The following is a 22,305-nucleotide window of genomic DNA, read 5'->3' as shown; positions in this document are numbered from 1 at the left end:
GAAGTTTTTTGGACTCTCGACTAGAATATGCATCATCATGAATGTTTCTTCCAGTAAAGAAATTCTGAACAAATGTTCCACCTGCGTCTTGGGGCAATTTTGCCTGCCGCTTGGTCTTTCTGCCAACGAAGTGACCCAAGTGGATACTCTCGTCAAAGATCGAGTCCATCTCCACAAGGGCGATACCTTATACCGACACGGTGAACCGCTCAACGCCATATACAGCGTTCGTTTTGGTACCCTAAAAACAGAGCACTCATTACCGGATGGTCGCGCACAAATCATTGGCTTTCATATGCCTGGTGAGATTTTGGGCTTAGACGGCATTGGCGAGCACCAATACCAAGCCAATGCGATTGCACTCGAGGAGAGCGAGGTTTGCATCATTCGCTTCTCCGAATTTGAAAACTTGGCATCACAAATTCCCAGTTTGCAACATCAATTCCATCGCATCTTAAGTCGTGAACTAACTCAGGATCAACGTCATTTACTGTCATTGGGAACTCTCAGAGCCGAAGAACGACTCGCAGGATTTTTAATTAATTTATCCCAACGATATGCCGCACGCGGATATGAATTTACTGAATTTGATTTAAAGATGAGTCGCGAGGACATAGGCAGCTATCTTGGGATTCAGATTGAGACGGTAAGTCGGATGTTGTCACGCTTTACCGAGTCTGGCTTATTACAAATTAAGCAACGCCACGTTAAGCTGATTGACATTGAAGGACTCTATCAACTCGCTGGGGTGCCGAACGTGAACGAGAAAAGCGACTGCTCATCACCTGTACGACTCAGTTAAGCAGATCATCATCTGCTGACTTCGAGTTTATGAAACAGTCGCGTACGATAAATAACGAGATCGCACTTGAAATTGCGCAAATGGACCAAAAGGCAAAAAAACCAATTGAGTAAATTGCCTCATTCGATAATTGATGCGGCTGGCCAAACAGGAGCAAATCCTCGGGCCTAAATAAGCTAAATACCAAACCTTCGGCAATAATGGCTGCCAAAAAGGATGGCCAAAGAATCCAAATCGCCGTCCTGAGTTTCACGGCTGCACCTGTTCAACCTTAAGGCCCCGCTTAATGCCATCTCGCACGGGTTCATCGGCATGCATGGTGAATGCCAAATAAATAGTAATCGCACAACCAATTGCTGCCAAGGCAGGCCCGAGTATTAATAACCAGGGCCAGAGCTGTTTCCACCATGGTTTTGAAATTTGTGATTCGACTTTCATAACGAACTCCCTTTATTAGCGTGGCACGATAAAGCTTGATTTCTCATCGCGTGAGCGAATGTGTTCGCCCTCTTGCCCTCGAAACTGGAACAGAATCGGATGCGATCCCGATATCACTTCATTCATTGCCACACTCACCTTTACCGGAATCAATAAATTACTCGCAGGTGCAATCACTACGCTATGGATCACCTTGCCGCTGGAATCGAGCACTGCAATGTCTGGCAAACCGGTTGCTTTGATATCGACCTGCATTGGCGACTCGGAAGAGTTCATCAATTGGACGCGATAGACATTCTCAATATAGCGACCATCCACTTCACGAGCCAGAGCACCGCGATCACGCATAACATCCACTCGTAAGGGATTTCGTGTGAAGAGCGAAAACAAGAACACCGAGGTTAACATCAAAATAATTGAGGTGTAAATCAAGATGCGCGGGCGAAATAAGTGACTCCGCGCTGATTGATTCGACTCACGATTGAGCATGGCACGCTCAGTGGTATAGCGCACTAAGCCCTTGGGATAGCTCATCTTATCCATGACTTGATTGCAGGCATCGATGCAGGCCCCACAGCCAATACACATGTATTGCAAACCGTCACGAATATCAATCCCTGTGGGGCATACCTGCACACAGATACTGCAATCAACACAATCCCCTAAACCCTTTTGGACTTGGTTTTCTGATTTATTGCGGCTACCACGAGGCTCGCCGCGCATCTTGTCGTAAGTCACCACAAAGGTGTCTTTGTCGACCATCACACTTTGAAAACGGGCATACGGGCACATATATTTACAAACCTGCTCACGCATAAAGCCAGCGTTACCCCATGTTGCAAAACTATAAAAGAGTAACCAAAAAGTTTGCCATGGCCCTAAAGAAAAAGCCAAGATATTGGCGCTTAGTTCTTTAATGGGTGTGAAATACCCAATGAAAGTAAATCCAGTCCACAGGGCAATGACAAGCCACAATGCATGTTTGGTAATTTTGAGTCGCCACTTTTTAAAACTCCACGGCCACTCTTCTCCATCTAGGCGAATACGGGCAAACCGATCGCCCTCCACTTTGCGCTCAATCCACATGAAGATTTCGGTATAGACCGTTTGCGGGCACGCGTAGCCACAAAATAGTCGGCCTGCGACAGCGGTAAATAGAAATAGGCTAAGCGCCGATAAAATCAGCAGTAGGGTGAGATAAATCACATCCTGCGGCCACAACACCAAACCAAATATGTAAAACTTACGCTGTACCAAATCAAATAAAATAGCCTGACGATCATTCCAACTTAACCATGGCAATCCGTAGTACAACAACTGGGTTAGCACCACAAAGACCAACCGCCAGCTCGCAAACGGTCCGCTGACTGAACGCGGATAGATATGTTTACGAACTTCGTAAAGCGACTGCTCTACGATCTCGATCACAGGCTTGCTGTTGCCAGCAGTCTGTGTCGATGACGATTGATTCATGGCTTTACTTCTTCGTACTCATCGGTTGATGCGACAAACCCCAAACATACGCCGTCAGAATCTGAATCTTTTCTGGGGTTAGGATTGCCTCATGACCCGGCATGATGCCGTTACGACCCTTTTGCACAGTCTCAGTAATCGCTTTCTCTGAACTACCGTAGAGCCAAACTTTATCGGTCAAGTTAGGTGCCCCTAGAACAATATTTCCTTTGCCGTCTGGTCCATGACAAGCAGCACAGTTGGTTTTATAAACAGCCTCACCCTGAGCAATACGAAGATCATCAGCGGGTAAGTTCGAGAGGCTACGGACATATGCAACCACCTCACTAATTTGGGCAGAGCTGAGGTGGCCAAAGGCGGGCATAACACCTGCCCGTCCTTGTACAATCGATGCTCGAATCATCTCTGGTTCGCCACCATACAAATAATCTTTGTCATGCAGATTTGGGAATCCCTTAGATCCTCCAGCATCTGATCCATGGCATTGTGCGCAGTAGTTCAAAAATAAGCGCTGTCCCATTTCTTTGGCTTTAGGATCGGCCGCAACCTGCTCAATACTCATTTGCATGTATTTCGCATAAACCGGTTGCAGATCTTTATTTGCAGTCTGTACGGATTGATCATGCTCCGCTTGAGTGCTGTATCCCAAGACACCTTGATAGGCACCTAAACCTGGGTAAAGAACTAGATAAATGGCTCCGAAGATACATGAGATGATGAACATCCACATCCACCAGCGTGGCAGTGGATTGTTCAGTTCACGCAAGTCATCATCCCAAACATGGCCCGTATCGGTTACATTTCCCGCAGAATCTGTTGGTACCTTGGTTTTACGTTGCGACATCAATAGCCACAAGCACCAAATAATGCCGACAATCGTTATGATCGCGATAAAAATACTCCAACCGGGACTAAAAAAATCACTCATGATTGATCCTTCTGAAACTCATCCGGGAGTGCAAATGGTAAATTTGCTGACTCCTCATTAGCAGCCTTGCGATGCTTAGACCATGCCCACCAAATGATTCCCAAAAAAACAAATAAACCAAAGGTGCTCGATATAGCCGATAGATAAGCGGTAAATGCTTGCATGCTGATCTCCTTTATTGGCTGGCAGTTTTAGTGGTGGCGCGGCGATTAGTGCCCAAGCCCTGCAGATAGGCAACTAAGGCATCCTCTTCCGTTTTGCCTTCAAGCTCTTTCGGGGCATTCACAATTTCTTCATCGGTATATGGAACCCCTAAACGCTTTAATGCATGCATGTGTTTTTGAATACTCGACACATCCGCTGGCGCATTTTGCAAATACGGGTAAGCCGGCATATTGGATTCCGGGACGACATCACGAGGATTGCGTAAATGGATGCGCTGCCAGTCGTCTGAATAGCGTCCACCTACACGAGCAAGATCCGGCCCTGTCCGCTTACTTCCCCATAAGAATGGGTGATCAAACACCGATTCGCCAGCAACTGAATACGGACCATAGCGCTCGGTCTCTGAACGCAATGTACGAATCTGCTGAGAATGACAACCAACACAACCCTCACGCTGGTAAATATCGCGTCCAGCCAATTGCAATGCTGTAAATGGCTTGATTCCCGGGCTTGGCTCGGTGGTCGAGTGCTGGAAAAAGAGCGGCACAATCTGTACCAAGCCAGCCACACTCACAACCAAAATGGTGGTGATGATGAGCCAACCGACGTTCTTTTCGAGAGTGGCGTGAGAGAAAAATTTATTCTGATCTGACATTTTTCCTCCCGATTAATGAGCAACTTGAACGTTTGCGGGAATCGGTGCATCCACAAAACGCTCACCATACAAGGTCTTGAATACGTTGTACGCCATTAAGAACATACCGCCCAAGTAACAAATACCACCCAAGAGTCGAATCACGTAGAAGGGATAACTGGCTTTAACCGACTCAACAAAGCTATAGGTCAATGTGCCATCGGCCTCAAAGGCTCTCCACATTAAACCCTGCATCACACCGGCAATCCACATTGCGGCGATATAAAGAACGACGCCAATAGTAGCAATCCAGAAATGCAATTCAATCAGTCGGGTGCTATACATCTCTTTCTTACCCACCAAGCGAGGAATCAGGTAGTACAAAGAACCGATTGTGATCATGGCAACCCAGCCTAGAGCACCAGAATGAACGTGGCCAATGGTCCAGTCGGTGTAGTGCGATAAGCCATTGACGGTCTTAATCGACATCATCGAACCCTCAAAAGTTGACATGCCGTAGAACGACAGCGCCACGATTAAGAATTTGAGGATGGGGTCACTCCGTAACTTGTACCAAGCTCCTGACAGGGTCATGATGCCATTGATCATGCCGCCCCACGAAGGTGCCAACAGAATCAATGAGAACACCATACCCAAGGATTGAGTCCAATCTGGTAATGAGGTGTACTGTAGATGATGGGGTCCTGCCCACATATATGTGAAGTTAAGAGCCCAGAAATGCACAATCGATAAACGATAGGAATAAATTGGGCGATCGGCCTGCTTAGGAATGAAGTAATACATCATGCCCAAGAAGCTCGTGGTCAAGAAAAAGCCAACTGCATTGTGACCATACCACCATTGAATCATGGCATCTTGTGCCCCGGAGTATGCCGAGTATGACTTCCATAAACTCGCTGGCATCTCAATATTGTTCACAATATGCAAAAGCGCAATTGTCAGAATGTAGGCACCAAAGAACCAGTTCGATACATAAATATGCTTGGTCTTGCGCTTCATGATGGTGCCAAAAAACACAATTGCATAAGCTACCCAAACAATCGTAATCAAAATATCGATGGGCCACTCCAATTCGGCATACTCTTTCGAGGTAGTAATCCCAAGTGGCAAGGTAATGGCAGCTGCCACAATCACGAGCTGCCAACCCCAGAAGGTAAATGCAGCTAATTTGTCGCTAAATAGCCGGACCTGACAGGTGCGCTGGACAATGTAATACGAGGTTGCAAATAAAGCACTGCCCCCAAAGGCAAAGATCACTGCGTTGGTATGCAAAGGTCGTAAGCGGCCGTAGCTTAACCAAGGAATGTTCATCGTGATTTCTGGCCAAATCAGCTGAGCTGCCAGAACCACCCCCACAAACATGCCAACAATGCCCCACAACACCGTAACGATGGCAAATTGGCTAACGACCTTATAGTTAAAGTTCGCGTCTTGCGACCCACTGATGGCTAACGCCATACAACCTCCCTAAGCAAAATGAATGGGCTAAAAGCTTTGGGAAATTATCGAGTTAGCGTAATTTCGGTATTTTGATGTAGATCAAATATTAGGGGGGTCTTTACGCTGTGGGCTGTCATCATCGAGCAAGATCGACTCGCCAGGTCCCTGTAGATCATCAAACTGACCGCCCTGAATCGACCAATAGAGCAAGTAGGCAAGGCCAGCTACTAGAAGCAGCGATAAGGGTATTAGAAGATACAAGCTTTCCATGTAAGTAGTCTAATCTAGACCTTACGCAAACGCCATGCATTGAGCGTTACTAGAAGCGATGAAGATGCCATCCCAATTCCAGCAACCCATGGATTAATCCAGGCCATCATTGCCACCGGAATAATCGTGATGTTGTATAGGAATGCCCATAGAAGGTTTTGCCGAATGATTCCTTGGGTACGATGCGCCAAGGAAAATGCCTTAACCAAGGTCTCAAAATTGGGGCTAACCAATATGGCATCTGCCCCAGCCGCTGCTAAAGGGGCGCCACTTCCCATTGCAATTGATACATCCGCTTTTGCCAAGAACGGTGCATCATTAACCCCATCGCCAATCGCACATACTTTAGCGCCACCCGCCTGTAGTTCCCGAATAAACTCATATTTTTCTTCGGGACTGGCGCCACCACGGTACAGCGTAATTCCGTGATAGCGTGCCCAGGCCTCGACGGTAGCCTGTGCATCACCCGATAATAAATAGACAGTCATCCCATGGGTTCGTGCATATTGCAATAAAGCCTCAACACCCTCTCTGGGGCGATCTAAGAAGCTAAATTGGGCGATCAGTCCTTGATCATCGCCTAAGTAAACATGACTATAGAGCGCATCCAATGGACTGGCTAACGCTTGCACACCCACCCAGTCGGCATTACCAAGGCGGTAGTTGCCATTGGACAGCCCCTTGCCTAAGTGGTTGTCACTTCGCGTCAAAAAATGATGAGGTGCAAGGTCACGCTCTCGTAGTGCATCGCCAAGCGCTAGACCTAAAGGATGATTTTGACCATCCTCCATGCCGACCGCTAAGGCTAATGCATCATGTTCGCTCATGCCATTTCGAAATACAGTGATGCTTTGTAAACGAGGTTCGCCGATCGTTAGCGTGCCAGTTTTATCCATGACCAAGGTGTTTGCTTTACTCAAACCTTCAAGTGCTCGACCTCGAATCACAAATAAACCAATCTTTGTTAGCGCACCCTGAGCGGCCGCTAGTGCTGTGGGGATCGCCAATGATAATGCGCACGGACAACTTGCCACCAACACACCGAGCATCACGGGCCAGGCTCGGCTTGGATCCACCAGTAACCAAGTGGCACTACTGATGATCGCTGCAATGATTAGAAGAATCACGAATCGACCGGCCCACACTTCAGCCAATCCCAACATGGGTGGCTTCGCTTGGAGAGCACGATCTAATAAGATTGCAATACCGGCTAAGCGCGTAGTTTGACCAACTGCTGTAATTTCCAGCGCAATACTATTTTGAATATTATGCGTACCCGCAAACAAGCGATCACCAGGAGACTTCTGCACTGGCCTTGATTCACCAGTTAATAACGCTTCATTCACACTGGTATACGAATCGATTAGCACGCCATCCGCTGGGATAATCTCACCAGGACCCACCCGAACTCGATCGCCAACGAGGCAACGCACAACGGGTATGCGCTCAACCGTAGTACTCTTAGGGTAATCAAGGTAGCGTTCACAGCTAGCCGGAAGCTGTTTAGCCAATGCCTCCGATCCACTTTGAGCATCCTGCCTGGCAATCAATTCGATATAACGCGCCCCGAGGGTAAAGGCCACAAACATCGTAATCGAATCAAAATAACTCGGGCCATCCCCCACCAATAAGTTGACAGTTCCTACAGTAAAGGCCATCCCCAACGCCAAGGCAATGGGCACATCCATTCCCAAAGATCGTGTTTGCGCAAATGAACGCACACTCCGCCATGCGGAGCCAAAGATTGGGGCCGCAGAATAGAGAACAACGGGAACGGTTAATAGCCAACTGGTCCAGTTCAGTAAGAGATTATTTTCAGGAGATAGGTCAACCGAGTCGGTATAAATCGGCCAGGCATACATCATGACCTGCATCATGCCCAATAGAGCAACCCCTAAACGGAATATTAAATTTCTGCGCTCGCGTTTACTGCGTAGCGCTAACTCCGAGGGCTCGTAAGGCCAGGCTAGATAGCCAATCCGTTGCACCTCATACAATATTTTGGGTAAGGTAATTTTTTGAGGATCAAAGCGCACAATCGCTTTTAGGGTGACGTAATTAATTTGTACGTCATCAATTCCTAAGACACGCTGCAGATGATGATCACAAAGCCAAACACACGCCGCACAGCGAATTTTTTCGAGCGACAGAATCGACTCAGCTAAGCCGGAATCCAACACCTTTACAAAGCGTGCTTGCAAGGTCGGATCGTTATAGACTTCGAGCGCTTCAGGAAGTTCATCACCATTGACTAAATAGTCTGGACGTTCCCCAGAAGGGATCTGGCGCTGATAAAAACTTTCAAGCCCTTCCCCATAGATCGTTTGCGCGACTGCCATGCAGCCAGCACAGCAAAATGGGCGCTGGATCCCACCTAAATCAGCATGCAAGGCATATGCTACCTGGGTATCACTACCGCAGTGATAACACGGTGTCGATGAAATGGTCATGCGGGCTTACAAAAACAAAGGGCTGCCAAGGCAGCCCTTCTATCGAGTTGATGGCAAATTATTTCACCAAGAGAACAGGCTGCTTAGCTGAAGATACGACGCGTTGAGCAACCGATCCAATCAAAAGATCAAGTACGCCGCCGCGACCCTTGGCGCCCATCACAATCATGTCAAACTTTTCTTTGGTGGCAGTAGCCAAAATTTCTTTTGATACATGGCCACGCTTAATGACCATATTGTGCTTAACGCCTGCGGCATCCAAAACCTTCTGGGCTGGCTTTAACTCTTTCTCGCTAATTTCACGCAAGTAGTCATCCACCACGCTTTTACTGACAAATTGCTTGACGTGATTGAGACCAAAGTCATCGTGTACATTAATCAGAGTAACGGAACACTTACTGCGCATATTGCCAACTAATTGAGCAACGTATTTGGCTGCACTCAATGAAGTCTTTGAACCGTCAATTGGTAGTAGTATTTTCATATGATCTCCCTCCACAATGTAATCAGTGCTAGCAGTGTAGCAATATTATTGGGTTTTCCCTTGATCCATATCAAATTCAGTCGCCTATATCCCTAATTTTTTTATGCATATTCAATTCCTTGGCGCGGGCCAAGAGGTCACCGGCTCCAAATACCTCATCCGTGGTAAAGCATGCGGGGTTAACCACTGCTTCATGGTGGATTATGGGATGTTTCAAGGCGGTCGAGAGGCAGACAATAAAAATTTGGCTGAACTCCCAATTTCTCCCCGTGAGCTCGATTTTGTGGTTCTGACCCATGCACATATTGACCACAGTGGATTATTGCCACGCTTATGCGCCCAAGGATTTCGTGGGGCCATCTATTGCACTCCTGCGACAGCCTCTTTACTCAAAATCATGCTTTTGGATAGCGCTCATCTGCAAGAAGCTGACTATGAACGCGCTCAACGCAAACAAGCTCAGGGCCGCTGGAAAGGTGATCTTCCAGTTCCTCTCTATAGCATCCTCGAGGCCATCGATTGCTTGGCGCAACTAAAGACCGTTCCCTATCACCGGCGCTTTAGTCCCGGCCAAGGGATTGATATCGAGTTTAAAGATGCTGGCCATATCTTGGGGGCTGCGATTACCGTGATCGACATTCAAAGAGAGAATCAACAACGCCATCGCACTGTATTTTCGGGTGACCTAGGAATGTTTGAACGGCCCTTGATGAATGACCCGGAGCTAATTGAGCATGCTGACACCTTAATTATGGAATCGACCTATGGTGATCGCTTACATCGATCGCTTCAGGACACAGAGGATGAGCTTGTCGAGGTCATTACGAATACCCTCAAACACAATGGCAATATCATCATCCCCGCATTTGCAGTCGGTCGTACCCAAGAAATTATTTTTGTATTAATGGATTTAATTCGACGCAAACGCCTGCCCTATCTCAATATCTGGGTTGACTCGCCAATGGCTACATCTGTGACTCGATTAACCGAAGAATATCGTTCCTCACTCGATGAAGCAGCTCAGGCTATCTACGATTGGTATCAAGCTAACCCTAATCGCCTAGATTTACGTTTTATTGCTGACGTTGAAGAGTCCAAGGCGCTCAATCGCATCAAGGGTGGCGCTATTGTAATTTCTGCGAGTGGCATGTGTGAGGCCGGTCGGATTGTGCACCACCTCAAATGGAATCTACCTCACCGCAATAATGCGATCATCATCACCGGTTTTCAGGCGCAAGGTACTTTGGGACGGCGGCTTGTGGATCAAGCAAAAATCGTTCATCTATTTGGGAAAGAAATTCCTGTCAAAGCTTCCATACATACCATTGGCGGCTTATCAGCCCATGCTGATCAGGCTGGATTAATTCGTTGGTTAAAGGGATTTCAACAAGCCCCATCGCACGTTTACATTACGCATGGCGAGCCCTACGCTGCAGAACAACTAAAGGCAGCCATCCATTCACAACTGGGCTGGGAGCACATTCATCTGCCTCAGCCTCATAGCACCTACCCTCTCTAATCATGCCAAACCTAAATGCCTTTGCGCTGCGCGCCCACTTGATTCGTAAGCCCCATGAGCATAAAGGCGATATGGGGAAGGTGTTACTCGTAGGCGGTGCGCCTGGCATGGCAGGTGCTATTTTTTTATCTGCGTATGGATCGCTTTATAGTGGAGCTGGCTGGACAATTGTTGGCGTCTTAGACTCTAAATCAGCTCATGTTCAGATTGATCAACCAGAACTCATGGTTCAGGATCTCTCTCGCGTTGTTGATACTGATCATTTCATCAATGGTATTGCGCCTGACTGTTTGGCGATTGGTCCTGGCTTAGGTTTAAGTGATCAGGCTTTGCAATTCTTGAAGGCAGGTATTCAATTTCGTGGCCCATTGATCTTGGATGCAGATGCCTTAAATTTAATTACTGACCACCCACAGTTAGGGCAATTATTAAGCAGGCGCAAAGACCCCTGCACAATCACACCTCATCCCGGCGAAGCAGCTCGTCTATTGGGTACATCAGTGGAGCAAGTTCAGGCTAATCGATTGGGGGCAATTCAGTTACTGATTAATCGATTTCAATGCCATGTGGTTCTCAAAGGCCATCACACATTAGTTGGTTCGCCAAATGATGCAATCTATACCTGCCAAGCAGGCAATCCTGGCATGGCAACTGGTGGCATGGGAGATGTCTTAACGGGCCTTATCGCCTCACTAGCAGCCCAAGGAATTTGTCATCATCTCAATTTATGGGAGGCAACTTGTCTTGCAGTTGAGCTTCATGCGCGTGCCGCTGATCAACTAGTTCAATCCGGAATTGGGCCCAATGGCATGACCGCACTTGAGTTGGCCAAGGCGGTTCGTGAATTAATCAATCAGACTTAGATTGATCCCCATGGGCCCCAATGGGGTCCGGGTGGAGACTCTTGGTTCCATTTCACGGGATATTTAACCTTTCCGGGTCCGAGTCGTGACCAGACAAATGCCGTGACAGCCAACACGATCACGCCCAGGAAAACATGGGTCCAGATATCCATAAATCCTGCATGCCCATGAATCATGATCAAAGGATTAGCACCTGCAGGGGGATGAACAGTCTTGGTCATCAACAATACTGCGATTGTGATGAGCACTGATAAGACCAGCACCCACGTTGCATTACCCAAAGTTTGGTAACAGATCACGCCAATCAAGGCCGATAGTAAATGGCCGCCAAATAGGGCTCGAGGTTGCGTCGGCGGTAGTGTCGTAAGACCAAATAAGAATAGTGTTGAACCGCCCAAAGAGGCAAGTAATAAGGTGGAGTCTTGTGGACGAACCACATGGAGTGCCAAAAACAACGCCACACTTGCCCCGCTCAATACCCAGAGGATCCGTAATATGGTTTGTTTCATTAAAGCAGTTTACGCTATTGTTCCTAGGGTCTTTATTCAGGTATATAGTGATACGTTACAAGGACCTATTTGCAAACCTTTTTTAATCTCCTCTCAGTATCACTGTTACGCTTTGTCCTAATTCTTCCATATAGATGGATTATTCAACTGGGTCGTGGTTTAGGATGGATCGTCGCCCATATACCAAGCGATCGTCAACGAGTGGTCTTGATTAACCTACGCCTGTGTTTTCCACAACTATCGACAAAAGAAATTGAGACTCTGGCTTTACATCACTGGCAGCTATTTGGGCGCAGCATTTTGGAGCGCAGTCGCATTTGGCTAGGCACCCCTGCCCAGATCAATGAAATGATTCAGATTCATTCTGAAATTGAGTTGGGGGATCGAAAACCGCGCATTTTGGTAAACCCCCATTTTGTTGGCATTGAAGGTGGTATTGCTTTATGCGCTTTGGCTGAAAAAATGGATTGGCCACGCGGAGTCACTCTTTACCAAAAGATGAAAAATCCATATTTTGATCAGAAAATTATTGAGTGGCGTGGTCGCTTTGGTGGACGATCCATTCCAAGACAAGGTCATCTCATCGAAACGCTTCGAGAGATTAAAAATGGAAACTTTGTTTTTATCGCACCTGATATTGATCTCGGCACTAAGGACTCTGTATTTGTACCCTTCTTTGGTGTTCAAACGAATACCATTAGTGCGATTTCCCGTTTAGCCAAATTAAGTGGCGCTGAAGTGTGCATGATGCAGACCACACTTAAATCAGATTGCTCTGGTTACATTTGCCATATCAGTAAACCGCTCGAGTCATTTCCAAGTGATGATGAGAAAGCCGATACAGCCCGACTGAATCAATACTTTGAAGATGAGATCCGGCTACGCCCAGCCGAATACTATTGGGTCCATAAGCGTTTTAAGAATCGACCTGCTGGAGAGGCCAAGATTTATTAGTGTAAAAATAGTATCTCAAGGAGATAAAACCATGAGACAGTTTATAAACGCTAATCAAATTAAGATCGCTTATCAAATCGATGGTCCGGAGAATGGTCCCCCCGTTTTCTTAAGTAATAGCCTGATGTCCAGTTTAGAAATGTGGGATCGAACCTTACCCGCATTGACTGATCGGTATCGTGTAATACGCTATGACACACGTGGCCATGGTCAAAGTGAAGTAACGCCAGGTCCCTACAGCATTGCTCTTTTAGCAGAAGACTTAGTTGCTCTGATGAACGCTCTCGGAATCACGAAGGCCCACTTTGCTGGGCTATCCATGGGCGGTATGATTTGCCAATACATTGGCGCCAATTACCCGGACAATGTTTTGTCACTTAGTCTATGTGATACCGCTAGTGAGATGCCACCCCGCAGTATGTGGGAGGAACGTTTTGCGATCGCGAGATCTCAAGGAATCACTGGTCTTGTCGATGGAACCATCAAACGCTGGTTCTTAACCGATTTTATTGAGAGCGAGCCTGAGCAAATTGAACAAGTACGAAAGATGATCTTGGCCACACCGGTAGATGGCTATCTAGGCTGCGCCAGTGCAGTTCGGGATATGGCGCAATCGACGATGCTCTTAAAAATTAAGGCGCCAACCCTGATTTTGTTAGGCAGACAAGATCCAGCGTGTACATACGAGCAATCCACCGTCTTGCATCGGCTTATTCCCCATTCTTCGCTGATCGCGATTGATCAAGCAGCTCATCTATCTAATATCGAAAAACCGTCTGAGTTCAACCATGCACTGCGGGGATTTTTAGATTCTGTGGCATAGTAGATAAGCAGTCATAATAAAAAGGAGACGTCATGCAATTTAGTATCAAAAAATATCTCATTGGCGCAACCATGCTCGCATTTGCTGGGGCATTTAGTCTGCCAATTCAAGCGCAAAGTGCAGCGGCCAATTACCCCAATAAAACCGTCAAAATGGTCGTGCCCCTCACGCCTGGCTCGGGTGCCGATATTGCCGGGCGCATTGTTGCCAAAAGCCTTGCAGAAACCTGGAAGCAGCCCGTCATTATTGAAAACCGGCCCGGTGCAGGTGGCTTACTAGGCACTGGAGTAGTGGTGAACTCTGAACCCGATGGTTACACCCTTTTGGTTCAATCCGCATCCTATGCCGCAAACCCTGCCATTTACAAAAAACTTCCGTATGACCTCAAGAGTCTCGCCGATGTCAATATCTTAGGTAGCAGTCCATATGCTCTCATTGTCTCAGCCGAGAGCCCTTATAAGACTCTCAAAGACTTGATTAATGCTGCCAAAGCAAAGCCAGGTGATATTCCATTTGCTAGCGCTGGCGTCGGTAGCTCAACCCATTTGGCAGCCGAGTATTTCAATCAAACCGCTGGCATCAAGATGTTGCATGTTCCATTTAAAGGATCCCCCGAGGCGATTCAAGAAACGATTGCTGGGCGTACCGCTTACTACATGGCTCCTTTACAAACTGCAATTTCGCAAATTCAGGGAGGTAAGGTGCGTGCATTGGGTGTAACGGGTACAACCCGGGCCGAGGCAGCTCCTAATATTCCAACGATTGCTGAGCAAGGTTTTTCTGGCTTTGAGATTGGTTTGTGGGTTGGCGTTTGGGCCCCATCGGCAACACCTCAAGCGATTTTGCAAAAACTCAATACCGATATCAACCGGGCTCTACAGGATCCTGAGGTGAAATCAGCCTATGCCAAAGCAGGCATCACGATTAAGCCCATGAATCTTGCTGAAACCGAAAAGTTTGTCCGTAGCGAAATCAGCAAGTACACCAAGATTGCCAAAGACGCTGGGATTGAACCACAATAACGCTCCCCCTTGCCAAGCGCCAGACCAGGCCCTCAAAAAGCCTGGTCTCGTTCTTTGTGAGAACGCAACGGATTGCCATGCGCACATCTGCGGTCCTCAGTCCTTATATCCATATATCCCAAATCGTATCTATACCCCACCGGATGCCTTACTTTCTCAATATGAGGCGCTACTCGATAGTCTGGGCGTTCAACGATCGGTATTAGTTCAGCCTAGTATTTATGGAACGGATAATCGTGCATTGCTGGCAGCGATTAAAACCAATCCATTGCGCTTTCGGGGAGTCGCAGTGGTGGATTGGGATATTGGCGATACAGAATTAGACGATCTGCATCGTGCTGGAATTCGTGGAGTACGCTGCAATATTGTCGACCTTGCCGAGGCTAAGGGCGTTTTACCAATCAAGCAATTAACTAAATTAGCAAACCAGATTGCACCGCTTGGCTGGCATTTGGAGTTTCTCATGCATGTCAATGAGTTCCCAAATCTCTCGAAACTACTATCGAATTTCCCGGTCCCGATTGTGCTGGGGCATCTTGGGTATTTAAAAACAAATCTGGGTATCAAAGACCCTGGCTTTCAAAACCTCTTGTCCCTCGTGCGCGAGGAGCGTGCCTGGGTGAAACTCACTGGCCCCTATCGAATTACAACCGAAGAAAGAATCCCCTACTCCGATACCAATCCATTTGCGTATGCCTTGATTGCTGCTAATTCAAGGCAGGTGGTATGGGGCACCGACTGGCCCCATGTGATGGTTAAAGGGGTGATGCCAAACGATGCAGATCTTCTAGATTTACTACAAGTGTGGATCCCGGATCCAGCAATTCGAAAGCAGGTTCTCAGCGAGAACCCAAAGCGTCTTTATCAGTTTATCGACTGAAGGCTTTCCTACAAGCCGCCATTCTGCTGAGCCACCATCAAATACAGCATGGGGATCGATAGAATCGTGTTAACTCGTGAAGTCAGCATTGCAACGCGTGCGGACTTTGCCTTCGTTGCTGCATCGACCTCTACAATTCCGAGGGCACGTTTTTGATTCGGCCAAATCACAAACCAAACATTAAACGCCATCACTAAAGCAATCCACATACCTAGGCCAATTGCCAAGAAAGGCTGCTGAAGCGTGAAAGCTTGATGAGCATAGCCATTCAGTACGGCTAGGATAAATCCAGTTAATACCGTTGCCATTGCCGCAAACCGAAACCACTTTAAGGCCAATGGTGCAATCACCTTGGCCACCGCAGGCTTTTGTTCATCCGGAATCTTTGGCATGGATGGAATCTGCACAAAATTGAAATACCACAACAGGCCCACCCACATTACTCCTGAAATCACGTGTAGGAAGCGAAATACAAAAGTCACCCATGCTGAGCTCCCCACATTAGATCCCCCTAGGGTGATCACAATGAGAGCAAGCACAATAAATCCGACCAGAACGGTCTTGCCTAAAGAGCTCAGAATGGATGTCATATGGATTTCTTGCTGAAATTACGCTGCAAAGTTTTTACTCACAAAATCCCAATTCACTAGATTCCAGAAGTTTTCGACATACTTAGGACGAGCATTACGAGTGTCAATGTAATACGCATGTTCCCATACGTCACAAGTCAACAGTGGCTTAGCGTCAGTTGTTAACGGTGTCGCAGCATTACTAGTCGATACTAAATCGAGACTACCATCCGCTTTCTTGACCAACCAGGCCCAGCCCGATCCAAAAGTACCAACAGCGCACTTGGTGAACTCTTCTTTGAACTTATCAAATGAGCCCCACTTCGCATTGATCGCATCAGCCAAGGCACCGGTTGGAGCACCGCCGCCGTTTGGCTTTAAACCAAACCAGTAAAACGTATGGTTCCAGACCTGAGCTGCGTTATTAAAGATACCGCCGGATGATTTTTTAACGATCTCTTCGAGGCTGGAGTTCTCAAACTCGGTTCCTTTGATGAGATTATTGAGATTGGTCACATAGGTTTGATGATGCTTGCCATAGTGATACTCCAAGGTCTCCTTTGAAATGTGAGGTGCAAGCGCATCAAGCGCATAAGGCAACTGGGGCAATGTATGTTCCATTTTTTTCCTTTTTTAGTAACAAAGCGAACACGTTGATAAAAACTCAGTGCTGTAACTATAGACCATTCTGGAATTTTTGTTTTATCTATCCTGAAATGGGGTTTTCTGAATTAAAATAAGGGTTTGCATAACCAATAGTCCAATCAACGAGGACGTATGCTCAGTCAAACTCGCGTCAATCCGTCAAGTCGGATTTACATCCAAGAGGTGGTTACCCGCGATGGCTTTCAGGCAGAGTCGCACTTCATCCCCACAGAAAAGAAGATTCGCTTAATCAATCGCTTAAGTCACGCTGGCTATGCCAAGATTGAGGTGACCTCTTTTACAAGCCCTAAAGCCATTCCGATGCTGGCTGATGCTGAGGTCGTGATGCGTGGCATTGAACGCGTTCCTGGGGTCGAATACACAGTCTTAATCCCAAATCTACGCGGTGCTGAGCGCGCGCTTGCAGTTGGCGTTGATGAATTCAACCTGGTGATGTCAGTTAGCGAGACGCATAATCAATCCAATCTGCGTATGTCCCGTGCCGATTCAGCCAAAGCTCTTGGTGAGGTAATTTCTTTGGCACACCAATCTAAGGTAGCTGTCAATGTCTCCCTTTCCACCAGCTTTGGGTGTCCGATGAGTGGCATGACCCCCGTCGATGAACTAATGCATTGGATTGATCATTTTGTTGCTCAAGGTGTTCGGGGTATTAGTATTTGTGACACTACCGGTATGGCCAATCCTCGGCAAGTCACTGAGATTTGCGAGAAGGCTCAATCCAAGCATCCCAGTACGCAGTGGACTCTGCATTTTCATAATACGCGTGGCATGGGTTTAGCCAATGCCTTAGCTGCCGTTCAGGCGGGAATTGTGCGCTTTGATTCGTCTTTAGGTGGATTAGGCGGCTGCCCTTATGCTCCGGGAGCGACTGGCAATATTTGCACCGAGGAATTGGTTCATATGTTGGATCTGATGGGCTTTCACACCAATATGAACCTTGATTTATTACTCGAGTACGCAGCGGAGTTGCGCACTTTAGTAGATCGCCCCTTGCCAAGTCAGGTTCTGCTTGCAGGCAAAGTAGATCGCCTCTATGACAAGATCTGTCAGAGCTAGATACTTCCTCCTTACTTCTTCGAAGCGGCTTTCACCTTTGCGAGATACTCAGCAACACGGTGCTTAATATCAGGCACCGAGCCCGATTGCACCAAATCATATAAATCAACGGCTCGGGTATCGCGTTTGCAAGCATGCAACGCCATCGCACGAGCATCAGGCGGGATCTCCAAAATATGCTCAAGAACTTGTGCTTCATACGCATGCCAATCGGTCGCCTCTAAGACAGCAGTGAGGATCCCAAAATCTTTAGCTTGGTGTGCATCAATACGACGTGGATTACCAATCAGCTGCTGCGCGCGATCGGGTCCGACGCACTCTGCCAGTCGCCTCGATCCCAAAATCAAACCAAAACGGGCCCCAGGAAACATCATGCGCATATCCTCCGAACCCGCCCGATGACGACATGCCAAGAGCAAATCTGCTCCTGCTCCAATCGTTTGTCCATGGGCCAATGCCATCGTGTCATATGGTGCATGCGCAATCGCTTGAAGCATTTGCTCAATGCGAACAAAATGCAACAGCAGATCGCCAGGGCTTGCATCATCAAAGTTTGAGAAATCAAAGCCGGCACAGAAACCCTGGCCCTCGCCGCGCAATATCAGCAAACGAGTACCATCGGACTCTGCCTCCTTGGTGACAGCGAGTAACTCAGAAGCCAACTCGTAACTGATCGCATTGCGCTTCTCTGGACGATTGAGAGTGACTCGTTTGATGTGACCCGAATGCTCTACCCGTATGGTGTTCATATTTACCCCACGATCTCAGAATTATGCTCACCTAAGCGCGGCGGTCTACGCTCGATGGGAGCCGTTGCACCATTAAATTTAATGGGATTAATCACCGTTTTGGTTGCTTGGCCATTCGCCATCACCATGGGTTGTACCCAACCCATCGCAAGGGTTTGTGGATCATTTAAAACATCGGAATACTGATTGATTGGACAACATGGCACACCCGCTTGACTAAATTGTGCAATCCAATTGGCGGCCGTATCCTGTTTTAAGATCGCCTCGATCAACTCTTTCAAAGCGATTTGATTTTTTGCCCTCAGTGCCGTGCTAGTAAAGCGCTCGTCATTTAAAAGCTCTGGGCTCTTCAAGATCTGACAAACGGTTTCCCAAAGAGCTTGCGTACCAGCTGCCATCACCAAATAGTCGTCTTTGGCTTTAAATGCTTGATACGGGGCATTGCGAGGATGGGCTGAGCCTAATTTAACTGGATCTTTGCCTACTCCAAAGTACTCCGAGGTTTGCAAGGCGGCTATTGCTAATGAAGTTCCCATCATTGGTACATCAATATGAACACCCTTACCCGTTTGCGCCACGGCTCGTAATTGCGCACAAATACTCATTGCACCATACAAACCAGCCGTGAAATCCGCAACTGGTACACCGCATTTGACAGGTGCTCCATCGGGTTCTCCAGTCACACTCATGATGCCGCTCATCGCCTGAATCGTGACATCAAATCCGCCCTCATTAGCACGCGGTCCAGTTTGACCGTAGGCCGAGATCGAGCAGTAAATTAGTTTGGGATTAATGGTAAGAGCTGAGTCAAAATCCAGGCCCAGGCGCTTCATCACACCAGGGCGATTGTTCTCGATCAGCACATCCGCATTCGCAATCAAAGCTTTAGCTTTCGCGTTATCACCTGGATTTTTTAAGTCTAAGGTAATCGATCGTTTATTGCGATTTAGAGAGGCGAAGTTCTCACTCAAGCGATCGTTCTCAGGACCGGTATGGGGAGGCCAGGCACGTAATGTATCCCCAGCCCCGGGGTTCTCTAATTTGATGACATCTGCTCCGAGATCAGCGAGTAGCAAAGCGCAAAATGGTCCTGCGGCGACATTGCAAATCTCAAGAACACGAATTCCGGCAAGTGGTTTTAAGGCAGAAAGATCAGAGGTGTTCATAGGGCACTCTTTTAAATGGAATACCCTATTCTAACGATCTCTTTAGTAGTAGCTTAGTGGCTGAGTTTTGCCCTTGAAGATGCGGTAGGAGAACAAGGTGTATGCCAGGATCGTTGGCAACACCACAATCGCGCCCCAGAAAATGACCCACAACGATTGAGTGGATGCGGCCGCTTGCCACACCGTCATGCGATCGACGACTAGATAAGGAAACAAACTATAGGCAATTCCAAAGAACGATAACCAAAAGATTGCAACCGTTGTTGTGAATGGTAACCATTCCCGCTGGCTTGGGTTGGCTTTAAGCCGATGCAGCGCTCGATCCGTGATTAGAAATAAAAGCGCGGTCGCAATCGGAATGGGCGCCAACCAAACAATGTTGGGATAGCTAAACCAACGACTCATGATTTCTGGACTGAAATACGGCGTTGCTGCCGAGATCAAGGCAATGCCCAATCCAGTTAACCACAAACTTGCCCGCGCCCATGAAGTCGCTCGCAACTGCAACGCTCCCTCCGTTTTCATGATGAGCCAGGTTGAACCCAGCAAGGCATATCCTGCTGGCAAGCAAATACCGACTAGGGCAGCAAAAATCCAGCCTAATAAGCCAGACTCATAGCCAATAATATGACGCCCGATCATTACGCCTTGAGATACCGCTGTTACTAAGCTACCGAAATAAAATAAGAAGTTCCAAAGCGGTTTCTGCGCCAAGTTCACTTTAGCCCGAAAATCAAATGACACCCCGCGCAGAATCAAACCAGCCAACATAATTGCCACAGGTAAATAAAGTTCAGTGAGGACAATACCGTGTGCAAACGGAAATGCAACCAGCAAAATACCCACTCCAAGCACCAGCCAGGTCTCATTGGCATCCCAAAAAGGTCCGATCGAGGAGATCATCACATCTTTGTCAGCATCTCCAGCACGATTGAGCAAAATACCAACTCCTAAATCGTAGCCATCCAACACAACATACGACAACATGGCAAAGCCCATCGCTCCCAAGAAAAACAGGGGGAGCCAGACGGAAGCTTGGGACCAGTCAGCTGGGATCATTTAGGCTTGCACTGAAGCAGATGAGGGCTGGATTGAAATGGGTGCCTCTACCTCCGCACTCTTCTTGTCCGCTTGTCGTGCCATGTAGAAGATTGCCCAGATGTAAGCAATGATTAAGGTAAGGTAGAGAAACAAATACATCATCAGAGTACTAAATACCATGCCGCCCGGCAATTTTGTAGCCGCTTGCGCCGTGGTCAGAACGCCATGTACTAAATAAGGCTGACGCCCAATTTCAGTGACATACCAACCAGCAACCACTGCTACCCATCCTGAAAAGGTCATCCAGACAAAAATGCGGGCTAACCAATTGGGTAAGTCCTGTCCGCGACGCATCCGCCACCATCCATACCAAGACAAAACCAGCATCAACACACCAATGCCAACCATGATGCGAAAGGCAAAGAAAACAGGTTTGACTGGCGGTGTTTTATCAAAATCGTTTAGGCCCTTGACCTCACCGTTCCAATCGTGGGTTAAATAAAAAGAAGCTAATTTTGGAATCGCAATCTCAAACTTATTGGATTTAGTTTTTTCATCGGGGATGGCAAATAAAACAGCAGGAACGCCATTACCTGTCTCCCAGATTCCTTCCATCGCTGCCAATTTGGCTGGTTGGTATTTGAGGGTATTGAGTCCGTGCATATCCCCCAAGAAAATCTGGATGGGGGTGACAATTGCAGCTGCTACGATGCCAAATTTGAGGATGGCCTTATTCGCTTGGGTACGACTACCCTGTAAATAGCGATAGGCTGATAAACCTGCTAACAGAAAGAACACGGTTAGAAATGAAGCAGTCATCATGTGGGCAAAGCGGTATGGCATGGATGGGTTAAACACGATTTCCATCCAACTCACCGCATGGGCCTGGCCGTCGATCATCTCAAAGCCTTGTGGAGTTTGCATCCAGGAGTTAAGAACAATGATCCAGAATGCAGACAAGGTGGTTCCAAAAGCGACTAAGAAGGTTGCTAAGGTATGCACCCGTTGTGAAACGCGCTTTGCACCAAATAACATGATGCCAAGAAACGTGGCCTCAAGAAAGAAAGCGGTCAGTACTTCATAAGCAAGTAGCGGTCCAGCAATATTGCCGACGGTCTCCATATACCCGGGCCAATTGGTGCCAAACTGAAAACTCATCGTGATACCGCTGACAACCCCCAAAGCGAAGGTGAGCGCAAATACTTTGACCCAAAATTGATACGCCTCTTGCCAATAGACTTCACCGGTACGATTGAACTTGATCTTGAAATAAAACAGGACCCAGCCTAAAGCAATCGTGATGGTGGGAAATAAGATATGAAAAGTGATGTTGGCGGCAAACTGGATCCGGCTCAACATGATGGGGTCAAACATAAATTTCCC

At 47.5% G+C, this 22,305-nt stretch carries 24 protein-coding genes; 8 read left to right on the top strand and 16 right to left on the bottom strand.

The annotated features are described in order from the left end of the window. Nucleotides 1–37: 37 nt before the first annotated feature. Entirely contained in the window at nt 38–802 is a 765-nt protein-coding gene (locus tag QUE60_RS03205) for a cyclic nucleotide-binding domain-containing protein (protein ID WP_286227236.1), read from the top strand. A gap of 249 nt (nt 803–1,051) precedes the next feature. Here the strand turns inward: QUE60_RS03205 and QUE60_RS03200 are convergent, their stop codons facing one another. The 9 genes from QUE60_RS03200 to QUE60_RS03160 all read right to left on the bottom strand — a co-directional run bounded on the left by QUE60_RS03200 (nt 1,052) and on the right by QUE60_RS03160 (nt 9,105). Beyond that, nucleotides 1,052–1,240, bottom strand: coding sequence for a FixH family protein (locus QUE60_RS03200; RefSeq protein ID WP_286227235.1), 189 nt, complete (start codon nt 1,238–1,240; stop codon nt 1,052–1,054). A 15-nt stretch (nt 1,241–1,255) separates the two neighbouring features. Next, nucleotides 1,256–2,713 (bottom strand): cytochrome c oxidase accessory protein CcoG, encoded by a 1,458-nt coding sequence (ccoG, locus tag QUE60_RS03195; protein WP_286227234.1) that lies wholly within the window; start codon nt 2,711–2,713, stop codon nt 1,256–1,258. A 4-nt stretch (nt 2,714–2,717) separates the two neighbouring features. Beyond that, nucleotides 2,718–3,641, bottom strand: a complete 924-nt coding sequence (gene ccoP / locus QUE60_RS03190) for a cytochrome-c oxidase, cbb3-type subunit III (RefSeq protein ID WP_286227233.1) — start codon at nt 3,639–3,641, stop codon at nt 2,718–2,720. Next, nucleotides 3,638–3,805, bottom strand: coding sequence for a cbb3-type cytochrome oxidase subunit 3 (locus QUE60_RS03185; RefSeq protein WP_108508153.1), 168 nt, complete (start codon nt 3,803–3,805; stop codon nt 3,638–3,640). The genes ccoP and QUE60_RS03185 overlap by 4 nt, the downstream gene beginning before the upstream one ends. 11 nt (nt 3,806–3,816) lie before the next feature. Next, a complete protein-coding gene (ccoO, locus tag QUE60_RS03180; protein ID WP_286227232.1) occupies nt 3,817–4,461 on the bottom strand; it encodes a cytochrome-c oxidase, cbb3-type subunit II in 645 nt (214 codons plus the stop codon). Between the two features lie 12 nt (nt 4,462–4,473). Further along, nucleotides 4,474–5,919: a cytochrome-c oxidase, cbb3-type subunit I gene (gene ccoN / locus QUE60_RS03175; protein ID WP_286227231.1), complete on the bottom strand. Its 1,446-nt coding sequence runs from the start codon at nt 5,917–5,919 to the stop codon at nt 4,474–4,476. Between the two features lie 81 nt (nt 5,920–6,000). Continuing rightward, entirely contained in the window at nt 6,001–6,171 is a 171-nt protein-coding gene (gene ccoS, locus QUE60_RS03170; protein WP_108508150.1) for a cbb3-type cytochrome oxidase assembly protein CcoS, read from the bottom strand. 14 nt (nt 6,172–6,185) lie between these two features. Continuing rightward, nucleotides 6,186–8,621, bottom strand: a complete 2,436-nt coding sequence (locus tag QUE60_RS03165; protein ID WP_286227230.1) for a heavy metal translocating P-type ATPase — start codon at nt 8,619–8,621, stop codon at nt 6,186–6,188. A gap of 58 nt (nt 8,622–8,679) precedes the next feature. Beyond that, the gene (locus QUE60_RS03160; RefSeq protein WP_286227229.1) at nt 8,680–9,105 is read right to left on the bottom strand and encodes a universal stress protein; all 426 of its coding nucleotides are present in this window, start codon (nt 9,103–9,105) and stop codon (nt 8,680–8,682) included. A gap of 103 nt (nt 9,106–9,208) precedes the next feature. On the opposite strand from QUE60_RS03160, the gene QUE60_RS03155 reads away from it, so the two are divergent. Together QUE60_RS03155 and QUE60_RS03150 are read left to right on the top strand one after the other, a co-directional pair. Next, entirely contained in the window at nt 9,209–10,624 is a 1,416-nt protein-coding gene (locus QUE60_RS03155) for an MBL fold metallo-hydrolase RNA specificity domain-containing protein (RefSeq protein WP_286227228.1), read from the top strand. Between the two features lie 2 nt (nt 10,625–10,626). Beyond that, complete coding sequence (locus QUE60_RS03150) at nt 10,627–11,487, top strand: NAD(P)H-hydrate dehydratase (protein WP_286227227.1); 861 nt, start codon at nt 10,627–10,629, stop codon at nt 11,485–11,487. On the opposite strand, the gene QUE60_RS03145 is transcribed toward QUE60_RS03150, so the two are convergent. Next, nucleotides 11,484–11,996, bottom strand: a complete 513-nt coding sequence (locus QUE60_RS03145; RefSeq protein ID WP_286227226.1) for an HPP family protein — start codon at nt 11,994–11,996, stop codon at nt 11,484–11,486. The genes QUE60_RS03150 and QUE60_RS03145 overlap by 4 nt on opposite strands. Before the next feature lie 69 nt (nt 11,997–12,065). Between QUE60_RS03145 and QUE60_RS03140 the strand changes: the two genes are divergently transcribed. From QUE60_RS03140 to QUE60_RS03125, 4 genes are read left to right on the top strand one after another with little or no spacing between them, the layout of a single operon-like run. Next, entirely contained in the window at nt 12,066–12,950 is an 885-nt protein-coding gene (locus QUE60_RS03140; RefSeq protein WP_286227225.1) for an LpxL/LpxP family acyltransferase, read from the top strand. A 31-nt stretch (nt 12,951–12,981) separates the two neighbouring features. Then, nucleotides 12,982–13,773 carry a 3-oxoadipate enol-lactonase gene (gene pcaD, locus QUE60_RS03135; protein WP_286227224.1) on the top strand — a complete coding sequence of 264 codons (792 nt, stop codon included), beginning with the start codon at nt 12,982–12,984 and terminating at the stop codon, nt 13,771–13,773. A gap of 32 nt (nt 13,774–13,805) precedes the next feature. Next, nucleotides 13,806–14,795, top strand: coding sequence for a Bug family tripartite tricarboxylate transporter substrate binding protein (locus QUE60_RS03130; protein WP_286227223.1), 990 nt, complete (start codon nt 13,806–13,808; stop codon nt 14,793–14,795). Then, nucleotides 14,782–15,675 (top strand): amidohydrolase family protein, encoded by an 894-nt coding sequence (locus QUE60_RS03125; RefSeq protein ID WP_286227222.1) that lies wholly within the window; start codon nt 14,782–14,784, stop codon nt 15,673–15,675. The genes QUE60_RS03130 and QUE60_RS03125 overlap by 14 nt, the downstream gene beginning before the upstream one ends. Before the next feature lie 8 nt (nt 15,676–15,683). Here the strand turns inward: QUE60_RS03125 and QUE60_RS03120 are convergent, their stop codons facing one another. Both QUE60_RS03120 and sodB read right to left on the bottom strand, forming a co-directional pair. Continuing rightward, complete coding sequence (locus QUE60_RS03120; protein WP_286227221.1) at nt 15,684–16,265, bottom strand: urate hydroxylase PuuD; 582 nt, start codon at nt 16,263–16,265, stop codon at nt 15,684–15,686. Between the two features lie 18 nt (nt 16,266–16,283). Then, nucleotides 16,284–16,865 carry a superoxide dismutase [Fe] gene (gene sodB / locus QUE60_RS03115; protein WP_286227220.1) on the bottom strand — a complete coding sequence of 194 codons (582 nt, stop codon included), beginning with the start codon at nt 16,863–16,865 and terminating at the stop codon, nt 16,284–16,286. A 156-nt stretch (nt 16,866–17,021) separates the two neighbouring features. On the opposite strand from sodB, the gene QUE60_RS03110 reads away from it, so the two are divergent. Next, nucleotides 17,022–17,966 carry a hydroxymethylglutaryl-CoA lyase gene (locus QUE60_RS03110; RefSeq protein ID WP_286227219.1) on the top strand — a complete coding sequence of 315 codons (945 nt, stop codon included), beginning with the start codon at nt 17,022–17,024 and terminating at the stop codon, nt 17,964–17,966. Nucleotides 17,967–17,977: 11 nt separating this feature from the next. On the opposite strand, the gene QUE60_RS03105 is transcribed toward QUE60_RS03110, so the two are convergent. The 4 genes from QUE60_RS03105 to QUE60_RS03090 are packed head-to-tail and all read right to left on the bottom strand — an operon-like array spanning nt 17,978 to nt 22,296. Continuing rightward, nucleotides 17,978–18,715: an enoyl-CoA hydratase/isomerase family protein gene (locus QUE60_RS03105; protein ID WP_286227218.1), complete on the bottom strand. Its 738-nt coding sequence runs from the start codon at nt 18,713–18,715 to the stop codon at nt 17,978–17,980. Nucleotides 18,716–18,717: 2 nt separating this feature from the next. Next, nucleotides 18,718–19,881, bottom strand: coding sequence for a CaiB/BaiF CoA transferase family protein (locus tag QUE60_RS03100; protein WP_286227217.1), 1,164 nt, complete (start codon nt 19,879–19,881; stop codon nt 18,718–18,720). 42 nt (nt 19,882–19,923) lie between these two features. Beyond that, a complete protein-coding gene (locus QUE60_RS03095) occupies nt 19,924–20,940 on the bottom strand; it encodes a cytochrome d ubiquinol oxidase subunit II (RefSeq protein WP_286227216.1) in 1,017 nt (338 codons plus the stop codon). Beyond that, a complete protein-coding gene (locus QUE60_RS03090; RefSeq protein WP_286227215.1) occupies nt 20,941–22,296 on the bottom strand; it encodes a cytochrome ubiquinol oxidase subunit I in 1,356 nt (451 codons plus the stop codon). Between the last annotated feature and the right edge of the window lie 9 nt (nt 22,297–22,305).

The sequence above is a fragment of the Polynucleobacter sp. HIN11 genome, from assembly GCF_030297675.1.
Taxonomy (GTDB): domain Bacteria; phylum Pseudomonadota; class Gammaproteobacteria; order Burkholderiales; family Burkholderiaceae; genus Polynucleobacter.
This window is presented reverse-complemented; position numbering and strand designations above follow the sequence as displayed.